At 60.3% G+C, this 13613-nt stretch carries 10 protein-coding genes and 1 tRNA gene; 3 read left to right on the plus strand and 8 right to left on the minus strand.

What is annotated here, in order from left to right:
* Nucleotides 1-149: 149 nt before the first annotated feature.
* On the minus strand, nucleotides 150-566 hold the full coding sequence (locus K1X12_RS16970; RefSeq protein WP_369426131.1) for an HU family DNA-binding protein: 417 nt from the start codon (nucleotides 564-566) through the stop codon (nucleotides 150-152).
* 680 nt (nucleotides 567-1246) lie between these two features.
* Between K1X12_RS16970 and K1X12_RS14475 the strand changes: the two genes are divergently transcribed.
* Both K1X12_RS14475 and K1X12_RS14480 read left to right on the plus strand, forming a co-directional pair.
* Nucleotides 1247-2119 (plus strand): ROK family protein, encoded by an 873-nt coding sequence (locus K1X12_RS14475; RefSeq protein WP_220988270.1) that lies wholly within the window; start codon nucleotides 1247-1249, stop codon nucleotides 2117-2119.
* A gap of 120 nt (nucleotides 2120-2239) precedes the next feature.
* Nucleotides 2240-2324: transfer RNA gene (locus tag K1X12_RS14480), tRNA-Leu, on the plus strand.
* A 100-nt stretch (nucleotides 2325-2424) separates the two neighbouring features.
* Here K1X12_RS14480 and K1X12_RS14485 read toward each other — a convergent pair.
* The 7 genes from K1X12_RS14485 to K1X12_RS14515 form a co-directional block, all read right to left on the minus strand.
* Complete coding sequence (locus K1X12_RS14485; RefSeq protein WP_220988271.1) at nucleotides 2425-3813, minus strand: alanine/glycine:cation symporter family protein; 1389 nt, start codon at nucleotides 3811-3813, stop codon at nucleotides 2425-2427.
* Nucleotides 3814-3918: 105 nt separating this feature from the next.
* Nucleotides 3919-5184, minus strand: a complete 1266-nt coding sequence (locus K1X12_RS14490; RefSeq protein ID WP_220988272.1) for an amidohydrolase family protein — start codon at nucleotides 5182-5184, stop codon at nucleotides 3919-3921.
* Nucleotides 5181-6521 carry an amidohydrolase gene (locus tag K1X12_RS14495; protein ID WP_220988273.1) on the minus strand — a complete coding sequence of 447 codons (1341 nt, stop codon included), beginning with the start codon at nucleotides 6519-6521 and terminating at the stop codon, nucleotides 5181-5183. Before K1X12_RS14495 ends, K1X12_RS14490 begins: the two co-directional genes overlap by 4 nt.
* Before the next feature lie 83 nt (nucleotides 6522-6604).
* Nucleotides 6605-10012 carry a TonB-dependent receptor gene (locus tag K1X12_RS14500; RefSeq protein WP_220988274.1) on the minus strand — a complete coding sequence of 1136 codons (3408 nt, stop codon included), beginning with the start codon at nucleotides 10010-10012 and terminating at the stop codon, nucleotides 6605-6607.
* A 212-nt stretch (nucleotides 10013-10224) separates the two neighbouring features.
* Nucleotides 10225-11292 carry a FecR family protein gene (locus tag K1X12_RS14505; RefSeq protein ID WP_220988275.1) on the minus strand — a complete coding sequence of 356 codons (1068 nt, stop codon included), beginning with the start codon at nucleotides 11290-11292 and terminating at the stop codon, nucleotides 10225-10227.
* 51 nt (nucleotides 11293-11343) lie between these two features.
* Nucleotides 11344-11928 (minus strand): RNA polymerase sigma factor, encoded by a 585-nt coding sequence (locus K1X12_RS14510; RefSeq protein ID WP_220988276.1) that lies wholly within the window; start codon nucleotides 11926-11928, stop codon nucleotides 11344-11346.
* A gap of 166 nt (nucleotides 11929-12094) precedes the next feature.
* Nucleotides 12095-12841, minus strand: coding sequence for an aspartate/glutamate racemase family protein (locus K1X12_RS14515; RefSeq protein WP_220988277.1), 747 nt, complete (start codon nucleotides 12839-12841; stop codon nucleotides 12095-12097).
* A gap of 174 nt (nucleotides 12842-13015) precedes the next feature.
* On the opposite strand from K1X12_RS14515, the gene K1X12_RS14520 reads away from it, so the two are divergent.
* Nucleotides 13016-13477 (plus strand): Lrp/AsnC family transcriptional regulator, encoded by a 462-nt coding sequence (locus K1X12_RS14520; RefSeq protein WP_220988278.1) that lies wholly within the window; start codon nucleotides 13016-13018, stop codon nucleotides 13475-13477.
* The last annotated feature ends 136 nt before the right edge of the window (nucleotides 13478-13613 follow it).

The following is a 13613-nucleotide window of genomic DNA, read 5'->3' on the forward strand; positions in this document are numbered from 1 at the left end:
TTTGCGTATCCATTGGAGGACGCAGTGCACCGGGCCGTGCCGCTTCAGTTCCGTTCAGATATCCGACCGTTCGAACAACATGACGGACACAAAAAAACGCCCGGCCAGGATAACCCGGCCGGGCGTTTCTTCAGGCGATTGCCAGAAGCTTAGAGAACGCGGTCCTTGAGGTCTTTCGACGGACGGAACGCAACTTTCTTGGAAGCCTTGATCTTGATGGTTTCGCCGGTGGCCGGGTTGCGGCCTTTGCGAGCCGGACGCGCGCGGACCTGCAGGATGCCGAGGCCGGAGATGCGCAGCTTCTTGCCTTTTTTCAGGTGGCCGCCCATGCGGTCGATGAAGTCGCTGACAACAGCTTCAGCTTGCTTCTTCGGCATTTCGTGAGCTTCGGAAATCTCAGCCGCGATATGCTTCAGGGTCAGCACGTCCGGAACAGCTTTCTTGGCAGCGGCAGCTTTCGTTGCAGCGGCCTTCGGTGCGGCCTTAGGAGCAGCAACTTTCGGGGCAGCAGCTTTGGTGGTCGCCGCTTTGGTGACAGCAACTTTTTTCACCGGTGCTTTTTTCACGGGAGCTTTTTTAGCCGGAGCTTTGGCGGCCGGTGCTTTAGCAACCGGAGCCTTTTTTACGGTTTTCGATTTAACGGCCATGACAGTGTCCTTGGTAAGCCTGTGGTTCGAAAAGCAGCCAGAAATAAGGTGTTTTGACTGCTTCAGTTCTAGGTATTGAAAGTGTTTCGTCGAAGAAGGCGTCGCATATCTTCGCTTCGCTCTTTATGCAAGGGGCGCTTAACTGGGCTTAATTCAATGCAGAAAATTCAGTCGTTTCCGAAAGAATCAGTCTGCGCAGATGCCAAAACCCCACATTTTTCGGGCCTTTGTAGCACATTTTCATCTACCGCCGAAGCAAAGCGGGCGCGCGGCGGCGGCCCAAGACAAGCCCATCGCCCCATCAGAAGATGCATACAAAACATGCCGCCCCCGCCAGGAAACGCACGTTTTCCCAGTAAAAGCGCAAGAATCGGTCAAACCAGACCAGTGCCTCACCCGCCTCGGACGAGGGTGAACCCGCGCCAAATCCGCCCTCAACTTATATCTCCGTAAACGAACATTATCTTCATTTCATCCGGATACGCCCATCACAGAAATATATGAAACTCTTTTGCAAACCGAAGAAAACACACACCGGAGAACGCGTTGACACGCGCCAGCGGCGTAAAGCAGATGCAAGACAGGCAGGAGAGCAAGGGATGCTGGCAGCAATCGAACTGGGCGGAACGAAGGTCATCTGCCAGCTCGCAGATACTTCCGGCGACCAGATCGCCGAGTTTCGCTTTCCGACTGAAACGCCAGAGCGCACGCTGACAACACTGGGCCAACGCATCGTGGACGCTCTGCCTCCCGGAAAGACGATCACGGGAATCGGCGTCGCCAGCTTCGGACCGATTGATGTGGCCCCCGCATCTGAAAGCTTCGGTGTTTTTCTTCAGACGCCAAAGCCCGGATGGAGCGATTTTGATCTGGCAGGCGCACTCAACAAAGAGTTCGGCGCGCCAATAGCGATGGACACCGATGTGAACGCAGCCGCGCTGGCCGAACACGCCTGCGGCGCCGGGCGCGGGCTGCATTCAGTTGCGTATGTTACCGTTGGTACAGGGATCGGCGCCGGGCTGATCGCCAATGGCGCGCCGCTGCGCGGATTGCTGCATCCGGAGGCGGGCCATCTGCCAATCCTGCGCGCGCCAGGCGACGCGTTCGAGAGCCGCTGCCGCTTTCATGAGAATTGCGTGGAGGGGCTGACGGCTGGCCCTGCGCTTCAGGCGCGTCTTGGCGGCAGGGCGTTGGACACCGCGCCGGAGACGCAGGCCCTGGCCGCCGATTATCTGGGCCAGCTCTGCGCGTCCCTCGTGCTTGCCTGGGCGCCACAGGCGATCATCCTGGGCGGCGGCGTGATTGCCGGGAACGACCTTATCCCCGCCATTCAAACACAGATGACGGCTCACCTTGGCGGCTATGGCCCAGCGGCGCGCGTGGCGCAGCCAGGCTATCTGCGCCGGGCAGAACTGACCGATGCCGGCCTGATCGGCGCCCTATTGATGGCGCGCGCGCAGGCCGGCACCTGACGCGGCTGATGACGCCGCCAAGCCCGCGGCAGACCTACACACAGTAATTCTGGAAAATGCCCTGAAATCGAGGTTGACGGGAGCGGCCGGGGCTTATAAATCCGCGCTTCCCTACCCCGTGCCCAGATGGCGGAATTGGTAGACGCGCACGGTTCAGGTCCGTGTGCCGCAAGGCGTGGAGGTTCGAGTCCTCTTCTGGGCACCATTTTCCTTGAGACGTTCAAGGATTTCCCGAAAACTGAAGATGCGGCGCGGTGAGCCCGCAAGACATCGCAGGCCCGATCCGGCGGCGCGATGTGCGGCTGTTACTTGCCGATCGTCTTTTCATAGGCCGCCAGATCGCGCCGCAGCTCCGGCAGCAGGATGAAAACGGCGATGAGGTTCGGAATGGCCATGCCGAACAGCATGGCGTCGATAAAGTCCACGATGTGCGTGAGCTGCACCGTGGCGCCCAGCGAGAGCACGCCGCAGAGGGCGAGCTTGTAGACCACATCCACCCGCGCATTGCCCCCTGAGAGGAAGCCGACCGCCTTGGAGCCGTAATAGGCCCAGCTGACCGCCGTGGAGAAGGCGAAGAGGATGACCGAGGCGCAGAGGATGTAGGAGAACCACGGGAAGACCGACTCGAAGGCGAGCGAGGTCATGCCGATGCCCATCGGCACATCGGACTGCCATGTGCCCGTGACGAGGATGATGAGGCCCGTGGTGAGGCAGACGACGATCGTATCGATGAAGGGCTCCACCAGGGCGACATAGCCTTCTGTCAGCGGATTATTCGTGCGCACAGCCGAATGCGCGATGGCTGAGGAGCCTGTGCCTGCCTCACTGGAATAGGTCGCCCGCTTCAGGCCATTGATCATGGCGCCGACAGCGCCGCCCGCAGCCGCATCGAGCCCGAAGGCCCCTTCGAAAATCTGCCGGAAGACTGCGGGGATCTGATCGGCATTGATCGCGAGAATGAAAAAGCCAGTGCCGAGATAAAGCACGCACATGGCAGGAACGAGCCGGGACGTGACCCGCGCAATCGACCTGATGCCGCCCAGCACGATGATGGCAATGAGGACGGAGAGGACAATGCCGAACAAAAGCGGCGCCTCAATGGCCGTGACCCGCTCAAACTGGGCGTACGCCTGGTTGATCTGGAAGATGCTGACCGATGCCCCCACCGCCATAAGCGCAAAGAGGACACCCAGCACCTTGCCAAGCGCCGGAAGGCGCAGGCGGGAGAACGCCTCTTCAATGTAATACATCGGCCCGCCGGAGACCTGACCATCGGCGCCGACCTTGCGATATTTGACGGCCAGTGTGCACTCGGCAAACTTGGTGGACATCGCGAAGAAGCCGGCGAGCAGCATCCAGAAGATGGCGCCGGGGCCGCCGAGCACGATGGCGATGGGCACGCTGGCAATATTGCCGAGGCCTATCGTGCCAGAGAGCGCGGCGGAGAGGGCCTCGAAATGCGAAATCTCTCCTTTCGTGTTGTGATCGACCGGGGCGCCCTTGATGAGGATCCTCCAGGCATGGAGGAAGCCCCGGATATTCAGGAAGCGCAGAGCCAGCGTGAGCGCAATTGAGCCCCCGCCAAGCCACAGGACGACGAGCGGGACATCCACCTCTCCCAGCCGGACGGAGAAGAACACCACACTGTTGAACAGATCCGCAACCGGAGCAAATGCGCCATCAAGAGAGAACATACGATCCCCGCAAACTATCCATAACGGACTGGGAACGCGCCCGGACCGTATGCTTGTGATCTGGCCCGCAAGCCTCCCTGCCCTCTGCCGGGAGGCTGGACCGATTTATTCAGGCTGGGCGCCGGCCTGCTGGCGGGCGGCCGGAACATACCGGGCCTGGAGATCGTCCTGCCGGGACTGGAGCGATTGCCCCTCGCCGCCGATATAAAGCGCGCGAAGATCCGTTTTCGGCTCGAACGGGTCGCCCGACCAGATTGCAAGGTCTGCCTTCTGACCCGGCGCGATGCGGCCAAAATCCGACGCGCCCCAGATGCGGGCGGGCGTCGAGGTGACGGCCTTGAGCGCCGTTTCGGGCGGGACGCCGCGCGCAATGGCCATGCCTGCGAAATAGCGAACCTTGCCGGCATCATGAGCCGCCGAGCCGCCGCGAATGACCAGCTCCACACCGGCAGCATGAAGCTTTGCGATATTCTCCGAGATCGAACCGATTTCATCGAAATCGCCGGGTAGATTGTCGCTCGGGTCGATGGCGACGGGAACGCCTGCCTTCGCGATACGGTCTGCCACGACCCAGCCTTCGGCGGCGCCGACCAGCACGAGGCGGATCTTTTCGGCGGCAGCGATGTCGATCAGGGTCAGGATATCCGAAGCGCGATCGACACGCACGGCCAGCGGAATTTCGCCCTTGATGACCGGCACGAGGGCCTGAAGATCAACCTGGGACCACTCACGCGCCATCAGCTCGCCCTTTGAAAAGAGCGAGGCATCCCGCGCATAGCGGCGAACGTCGGCGAGGTCGGCGCGGAACTGCACGAAGGTGGCGCCGCGCCCGTAGGCTTGCGTGCGCATATCCCAGATCACACCAACGCGGGGCGTGATATCGGCCTCGACACCCTCTCTCAGGCTCAGAATGGCGGCCTGACCGGCGAAGGTCGCGTTATCCGCACCGGGATTCGGCATGACGATGGCGCGCGTGACGCCGCCCTTGCGGGCGACGGGGAGCGTGGTGGACAGAGGATTGATTGCATACTGAACATCATAGGCGGCGGAGATGCGGCCTGTGCCGCTGGAGGTTTCGGCAGCGTTGGCGCCGCCGGAAATCTCCACCATGCCGATGACGGAATCGGTGGCGACGAAGCCGGGGGTGATCGTCATCCCGGTGACATCGATTTCCCGTGCACCAGAAGGCAGTTTCACCTTCTGGCCGACCGAGACGACACGCCCCTTGTCGATGACGACCGTGCCGTTTTCTATGACGCCAGTTTCACTGGCGGTCATGATCCGGGCGCCGCGCAGGGCTACCGGTTCGGCAAGGGCGGTGGCCGCAAGAGCGGCTGCACCGAGTGCAAGAATTGTCGCGCGTCGCATCATTTCACCGCTCCCATGACCGGCTGTCCAAGCATGAAGTCCGAAGACGGCTCCGTGGCAGGAGCATCCCTGTCCACAACCTTGACCCCATCGATAAACACCTTTTCCGCAACGGCGTAGACGCTGAACGGATCAGCAGACCACAGAACAAGATCGGCCATCTTGCCAGGCGCGAGGCTGCCCGTTCGGTCGGCAATGCCGAGCGTGGTGGCGGGGTTGAGCGTGATCCAGCGGATAGCCGTTTCGGGGGTGATCTCCTCCCCGGCGCGCTGGCCGCTGGCCATGGCCATCGCCGCTTCCAGGTTCAGGCGCTGCACCAGCACGGCGCTGTCTGAATGGAGCATCGTGTGGACGCCGGCCCATTCGAGCGCAGCCACATTCAGAGGAACAGCGTCATAAGCTTCCAGCTTGAAGCCCCAGCGATCAGCCCAGGTGGCGACAGAGATGCCTTCCTCGGCGAGCACATCGGCGATCTTGTAGGCCTCGGTGGCGTGGTGGAACGTGCCGATCTTGAAGCCGAACTCCTTGGAGAGGTCGATCATCTGCATCATTTCATCGGCGCGGTAGCAGTGGATGTGCGTCTGGATCTCGCCGGTGAGGATGCCCGCGAGGGTTTCCATGCGCAGATCGGTTTTCTGGCTTTCGCCTCTCTTCTTCTTGTCGAGATAGGCCTGGGCATCGATGAAGGCCGCCCGGAAGCCCGCCATGTTGCCCATGCGCGTGAACGGATCATTTCCGCGCGCGGCGTAGTAGATCGGGTTTTCACCGCAGGCCATCTTGGCACCCTGCGGCGCATCGGGGAACTTCATGCCCTGAACACTGACCGAGGACACGTTCTTGATAGTGACCGAGCGGCCACCGAAGAGATTTGCCGAGCCCGGCAGGATGGCGAGCGTCGTGACGCCGCCGCGGCGGGCCATCTCAAAGCCCGGGTCCTGTGGCCAGATCGAATGCTCCGCCCAGACTTCGGCCGTGTTCTTTCCGGTCTTCTCGTTGCCATTGCGCATGGACGGCACGCCCGGAGAAGAGAACACACCCAGATGGGAGTGAATGTCGATGATGCCCGGCGTAATCCATTTTCCAGCGCCATCAATCACCTGCACATCCGGCGTGAGCTGAATATCGCGGCCGACCTCCACGATCTTGCCATCCTTGAACAGCACGGTGGCGTTTTCCAGAACCGGGCCTTCGGCCGTCAGGACATGCGCGCCCACAATCGCCGTGGGCGGCGCAGGCTTTGGCGAATAGGTCGATGGGTATGGACCTTCGGGATCAGCAAGGGACGCCAGACTAATGCCGACAGCCATTGCGACGCCCAGAATGGAGGCGCGAACAATCATGGTTCCGGTTTCCTGATTTCAGTGTGTCGAGGAGAAGAAAAAAGCCCGGCGCTCCAAACGCAGCGCCGGGCTTCTTGAAATCGTCAGAACTCTTTCTGAACGCTCACATACAGGTAGCGCGGGGTCGCCGGATAGAGGGAGCCCATGTACCCGAAGGTTTCGTCCGCAAGCGGCGGATCCTTGTCGAACAGGTTCCGAGCACCGATCCGGATGCGGCTGTTGGCGAGCAGGCCATCCTGCTCGAAGCTGTACTGACCGTAGAGATTGACCAGCGTGTGATCATCAACCCGGTAGTAATTCCCAAGACCCGCTGACAGCGACGTATCATCGACGCCGCTTACATAAGTGGCGTTGGCTCCAACGCGGAACTGATTGTAGCTCCAGGTCAGCGAGGAAGACAGACGCCATTTCGGGTTGCCGTTCTGCTCGATCAGGTCTTCGCCTTCCGGCAGGGTCGTCAGCTCGTTGATCAAATCCGAGGCCCGTGCATCGATCAGTGCCTGAATGTCCGGAGAGACACCCCGTTCATACTTCAGCAGACGCGAAGCGTTGAGGCTGAAGTCAAAATCGCCAATCCGGGTACCGTCAAGGTTCCAGATGAAGCCGAGGTCAACACCTTCGACCGATTGCGGCTGAAGGTTCTGATAAAGGTCGTCGACATACTGAACCTGCCCGACCGGCGTAAGACCAGTTCCGGCAAAGCGGGCAATATCATCAGCCGTCGGATCCAGGCGAACAACATTGGAATTGCTCGTCCCCTGAACACGATTGAGATAGTCAACAATGAGCGCGTTGCCCTCACCGAACACCCCAACAATGCCGGTCTGCTCGATGGACCAGAAGTCGGCAGTGAATGTCATGTTGCCGGCAAAATCAGGCAGGCCCTGCGGCTGAATGACGGCGCCAACGGTCCAGTTCGTCGACTCTTCAGGCTTCAGGTTTGGGTTGCCCGCGCGGCGGGCGGTTGCCACGACGCTGGCGTTGCAGTCGTTGAACGACGCGATCCGGCCAGCCCGGTAGTCGGCCTCACACATGACCCAATCGGTCCGTGTGTTGCCGCGCGTGATGATGGTCGCGTTCACCTGTTCCAGGTTTGGCGCGCGGAAACCTTCCGAATATGCGCCGCGGATGCGGAGGCCGTCGATCACGTCCCAGGACAGGGCTGCCTTCGGTTTGGCTACGCTTCCAAAGTCGCTGTAGTCCTCGAACCGTCCAGCCAGCTGAAGGTCGAGCGCCTGCACCAACGGGATATTCATCTCCGGCGAGACCAGCGGAACAGCAAGCTCGATGTAAGCGGAGGCGACATTGCGCGAACCACTTGTGTCCGGGGTGGGGCTGACGCCGAACAGGTTGCTCCCCTGCGTAATACCAAGAACCGTATCATACCAGGTGACAGTCCCGTCGACATTCCTGTCGCGGTCATCAAGTTGCGTTTCACGGCGATATTCGAGGCCTGCAGCCAGGCCGACGTCACCCGCCCAGATCTGAAGGAGATCAGGGCGCGAAATGTTCGCATCCCACTGGAAGAGCGTCGTTTTGTTGCGGCGGTTGGCTTCAATCGTGATGGCATCGAGCGCCGCCTGCGAGCTGAACGCATTGTCCGATCCCGGATTGAGCGGATCGCCGCCATTAAACGGATTGAATGCATCCGGTGTGGACAGCGCGAGACTTTCCTGGAGCGCCGACGCGCTGATACCGTCCTGACGGTCATCCACTTTTGCTTCGCTGTAGAGAAGCGCCGTTTCCCAATCCCAGCCGCCGAAATCGCCGCGCAGACCGGTCAGAGCGCGGTATTGCTCAGCGCGTACGCGCACGGTCGTCGGCCCAAGGTCGGAAAAGCGCAGGCCGGTCAGAACGATAGGCAGGCCTTCGGCAGGCGCATCAATGCCCGGAAGCCGGTTCGGATTAGGATCGCCATTCGCAAATTGAGTCGGACCGAAGGGGTTCCAGTAGTTCGTTTCCGGAATCGTCATCCGGATCGAGCCAATGGTGAAGACAGAGTCCTGAACGCTGACAGTATCTGCGCGGTAGAAGCCTGCTTCACCGAACAGCTCCATGCCGTTTTCCAGCTCATACTTACCCATTGCGAACAGGTTTGTGCGCTCCAGATCGGGAGAAATGGCGATCGGATAGCTCTTCCGCGCATCCCAGCGCATGTTGATGTCGCCACCGGTATAGGCAGCCGAAGCATCATCGATGCAGATGCCATTTGGCAGGCCGGCAAGGCACCCGGCGTTCGTGCCCGGCTGAACATGGAAAGCACCCGCAGCGCTGGTCAGCGAGACGCCGCCCTGCGTTACGCGAACGTTTCCGACCGTTTGGAAAGCGCCCCATGGGGTCGTCGTGGAACTATTGAGCAGCGCATTGCTGCCCGCATATTGCGTGCCCGCAAAAAGCGGACGCAAATCTCCGGATGCTGAAAACTCCTGATCGCTGGCCAGAAGCGCTGAGCGGTCTGTATAGTTTGCAAACAAAGTGATATTGCCACGGCCATCGGCAAAGCTCTTGCCGAAGAGGCCATTCAGCGTCAGTTCGTTGAGGTTCGTATCCGGAGCGCCGCCATATTGCGCTTCAATACGCGCACCTTCAAAGTCGTCCTGAAGCACCATGTTGACCACGCCGGCCACAGCATCGGAGCCATAGATGGCGCCTGCGCCATCGCGCAGAACCTCGACCCGCTTGATGCCGTTTACCGGCACCGTGTTCGAGTTGAAGGTGAGAACAGGCGCAAGCGTGTCGCTCGCCTGGCTGCTCGGATAGCTGACGCCCCGACGGCCATTGATAAGAACGAGCGTGCTGCCGACGCCCAGATTGCGCAGATCGACGGACCCCACGTCGCCACGCGCAAAGTTACTGCTGACCTGGCCAGAGGTCTGGTTGAAGCTGACGTCACCAAACTGCGGAATAGCGCGGAACAGGTCTTCACCGGAAACGGCGGCGATTGCCTCAATTTCCTCAGCGCCCACAACCGTCACAGGCAAAGCGCCACCAACATCGGCGCCGGCAATCCGGCTGCCGACTACGACAACGACTTCCTGACGCTTCACTTCATCGGCGGCGGCATCGACTTCCTGCGCCTGAGCCCCCGCGGCTCCGAACACAATGGCTGACACAGTCGCCATCAGAGTCTTCTTCGAAATCATATTGGTCACATCGCTCTCCAGACCATCTTGGTTTTGCCCTCCGGCGAGCGAGATCGTCATGATCCCGCTTTCCGTAAGACCGCCTGTGAGAGCTGTCCCTTTGAAAAGCGCATCCATCGCTTCCCTCAGAGTCATCTGCCCCTTGACCGCGTTCGTTCTTATCGAGCCGACATCTTCTGTCTGGAAGAGAACCGAATGCCCGGTCTGAAAGGACAATGACTTGATCGCATCGGCCGCACGTGCGGGCGCAATGCTGATCTCGTACTTCTCCTGCGCGACCGATACGCCTGCGGATAAAACCGCCAGCGCCGCGAGACCGAACGCGATGCGTGCAGCCTCATTTGACATTGAACTGCTCCTCTTCCTCCTCGTTTCCGCGAACGTCGAAAGCCCCTACTGGCCGTCTCAAGGGTAAGACGGCGCAGCTGCAGAAAGCCGCCATAAAGTTTTGCCTTTTTGTGATGTTTTTTGTCATGACGCAAAGGAAGTTGCAGAGAAACCACATGCCCGGCACCGGGCGGGCGACAACGCCACCACCTGAGCGGGAAATACTCATTCGATCAGTGCGCGGACTTCAGAACCAACCGGCTGTCCGGCGTCTCTTCCACCACAACACCGAAGGAAAGCTCAAGCGCCTCGAAGAAGGCATCGGTTTCGCCGATGCGGAACACCCCGCCAAACCGGAGATCAGCGAGCTCGCTGCCTTCAATCTCGATGGTTTGCGGGGTGTAGCGCTGCATCTCCCGCACGACCTCACTCAGGGGCGCATTTTCAAAGTCGAGGAAGCCCGATCTCCAGGCGAGGTCGCGCGATATTTCGTTTGCCGGAACACGCTCGATCACTTCAGCCTGGCTCTTTGGAATAACTTCAAGCCGCTGCCCCGCCCCGAGCATTGTGCGCGGAGTGGACGGCTGCGAAGCGGCCGCCGGGACCAGCTCTGGCGCCCCCGCCTCGGTCTTGCGGACACCCGGCGCGTTGCCATAGGCGACCCTGCCTTCGGACACGGTGACGATCAGCTCCTCATCGGTCCAGCGCACGGAGAAGGCCGTGCCGACCGCTGTAATCGAGCGATCACCGGCGTACACCGTGAAGGGCCGCGCCGCATCGTGCGCGACCTCGAAATAAGCTTCGCCCTTTTCCAGATAGACGCTGCGCCGCTCCTTGGCGAAGGCAACTTCGAGCTGGCTGTCGGTATTGAGTTTCACGCGGGACCCATCGTCCAACGACACATCCTGCGTCTGGCCGACAAGGGTTGCCAGATAGATTGGGTCGGACACGGGCGCCGCGGCGGGCATGCGCACGACAAGGGCCACAGCAAGGGCAGCAACGCCGGCCAGCCCCACCGCCCCCCATGTCCACCCAGAAGAAACCCGGCGAGAGGTTTGCCCAGGCTGACGCACGACACGCCGGCGGCGCGCCGCTTCCTTCAGCGGCTCGGCCATTCCGGTCAATACATTTACCTCAAGCGAAAGGTCCGCCAGACGGCGGATCTCGGCGTAATGCCGAGGGCTGCGCTGGATCCACTCACGGAACGCGGCCATATCTTCCTTTGACAGTTTGCCCGTCTCCAGCTGCGCCAGCCAGGCCCCCGCTTCTGCCGTGAGGTCCGGCATATCGGGAGAGAGCATGTCTTTTCTTTTCATTTCACACCGTTACTGGCGCCGTCCAATCAGCGCCGACTATTCCCTCACCCCATCAGACCGGCGCTTCTCTTCTCCAGAGCCGGCCTCGGAGAGCCGGCGGTCCAGAAAATCGCTGCAACGCCTCAGACCCGCCGCCACATGCTTCTCGGTGGTGCTGACCGAGATCCCCAGTTGCCTGGAGATTTCCGCATGAGAATAGCCATAGACTTTCTTCAACACAAACACCTGCTGGCACTGTTCCGGCAAAGTCGCCACAGCCTCCCAGAACAGGAGCATACGCTGACGCCCATCCACCTGGTCCTCGATCAGAGGCTCATTGGATGAGACGGTTTCCGGCGCAAAATCCTCAATGAAGTCGATCACTGACCGCGATTTTTTATCCATCGCGTCGCGGACCACGTTTCGCGCAATCGTGTAGAGATAGGCCTTAGGTTGAAGAATGTCGCGCTCTCTCTCTGCCTGGAGCGCGCGCAGGATCGTTTCCTGGGCGATGTCGTCTATGTCCGACACTGACGGAGAAATACGGCGCAGGAAACGCCGGAGGGCGGCCTCCTGCTCCCGAAATACCAAAAAGATGCCACCTTCGGAGTTCTTCTTCCGGTTGCTCACTTTCGATACCATGGCGACCGTTCCGATCCTCAACCAAATCCCGGCAGACACCTGCCGGGGCGCCCTCGCTCAGCAAAGTCAGGACAAAACTTCAACAGCATCCGCTGCAATCCGTTCGCCCCTGCCAGACAAGCGCACAATTCATACTTACCGGGCGACTAGCCCGTACCCCGCTTCATTACAATGAGAGGTCCTTAACGCCCTTGATAGCTGCGCCGGGATTGGCAAGCGCCTCTCCCGACAGAGCAAACCGAACTGCGGCTTTGGCGTGCAGCTCTGTGGAATCATAGCCGGGGAGCGGCAGTGCGCGGGGATCGAGCAGGAGCTGTATCTCCGTACACCCCAGAATGACGCTATCTGCGCCCTGGCTGGCCGCGCGCTCTATGATGCCCATCATTTCAGCGCGCGACGCATCGCTGATGATGCCCTGGCAAAGTTCATCGAAGATGGTCGCGTGAATGCGTTGGCGCTCTTCTGCGGCGGGCACCAGCACGTCAATGCCATGACTGGCCATCCGATCACTGTAGAAGCCATGTTCCATGGTGTAGCGCGTCGCCAGAAGCAGCGGGCGCCGGCAGCCATCGCCCTTCAGTACGTCCGCCGTTTCGTCAATGATGTTGATGAGCGGCAAGCCGGACATGCGCTCAACCTTGTCGGCCACCAGGTGCATGGTGTTGGTGCAAATGAGGATGCAGTCAGCCCCCGCCCGCGCGAGCCGCGCGCCAGCGCCGCCAAGGACACTCCCCGCATCGTCCCAGCGATCGGCCTTCTGCAGCGCGACGATGCTTGCAAAATCCAGAGAACTGAGAAGCAGATCTGCCGAAGAGAGGCCGCCCAACTTATCCCGGACCGCCTCATTGATGTAGCGATAGTAGGTCGTCGTCGACTCCCAGCTCATGCCCCCAATCAGTCCAATCGTCTTCACCTATCCGCTCCATTCGCATTCAAATCTCACTCAAGACGCATCGGTAGCGCACAATTTGCGTAATTGGCGCGCGTTCGTGAATTAAAATAGCAAAAATCACGCAACGCAATTGCGCCCAGACCAACTTTTGTGCAGCCTGAGCGCGTCACCATCACGAAACATGCAAGGTTTGACATGCTCGACGACCGCGACCGGCGCATCCTGGCGCTTCTACAGGAAAATGGTGAGATGCCAGCGGCCGATATTGCCGAGCTTCTCTCGCTGTCGGCCTCCGCCTGTTCACGCCGCATCGCGCGGCTGCGCGCCGACGGGTACATCACCGGCACGATGGCCCTGCTGGACCGGAAGAAGATCAACCTCCCGACCACGATCTTCCTGCTGGTAAAAACCGGGCGGCATTCAAAGGACTGGCTGGATCAGTTCCACGCCGCCGTAACGACCATTCCCGAGATCGTTGAAGTGCATCGCCTGACGGGAAACTTCGACTACATCCTCAAACTGGTGCTACCGAATGTCGAGTATTACGACACGGTCTACAAACAGCTTCTGAAGCGGATGGAGATGTACGACATGTCCGCTTACATCTCGATGGAGACGGTAAAACTGTCTGCCGGACTTCCGACGAAACACATCTGAAACCAGAAGCAGCCGGGCCAGCCCCACCTTCCCCACTCGTTCCATTCCATGAACTGTGACCGCCCATCCGAACGCACACAAAAGCCCACTTGGAAGGCTGATCTACCGGCTTCAGCTGCCCCCCATTCACGTCCCG

The sequence above is a fragment of the Hyphomonas sediminis genome, from assembly GCF_019679475.1.
GTDB classification, from domain to species: Bacteria; Pseudomonadota; Alphaproteobacteria; order Caulobacterales; family Hyphomonadaceae; genus Hyphomonas; species Hyphomonas sediminis.

Coding starts and splice junctions, on each gene's coding strand:
- K1X12_RS14490 (WP_220988272.1), bottom strand. CDS start 5,184: ATGATGCGACGCGCGACAATTCTTGCACTCGGTGCAGCCGCTCTTGCG.
- K1X12_RS14495 (WP_220988273.1), bottom strand. CDS start 6,521: ATGATTGTTCGCGCCTCCATTCTGGGCGTCGCAATGGCTGTCGGCATT.
- K1X12_RS14500 (WP_220988274.1), bottom strand. CDS start 10,012: ATGTCAAATGAGGCTGCACGCATCGCGTTCGGTCTCGCGGCGCTGGCG.
- K1X12_RS14510 (WP_220988276.1), bottom strand. CDS start 11,928: ATGGTATCGAAAGTGAGCAACCGGAAGAAGAACTCCGAAGGTGGCATC.
- K1X12_RS14475 (WP_220988270.1), top strand. CDS start 1,247: ATGCTGGCAGCAATCGAACTGGGCGGAACGAAGGTCATCTGCCAGCTC.
- K1X12_RS14485 (WP_220988271.1), bottom strand. CDS start 3,813: ATGTTCTCTCTTGATGGCGCATTTGCTCCGGTTGCGGATCTGTTCAAC.
- K1X12_RS14520 (WP_220988278.1), top strand. CDS start 13,016: ATGCTCGACGACCGCGACCGGCGCATCCTGGCGCTTCTACAGGAAAAT.
- K1X12_RS14505 (WP_220988275.1), bottom strand. CDS start 11,292: ATGCTCTCTCCCGATATGCCGGACCTCACGGCAGAAGCGGGGGCCTGG.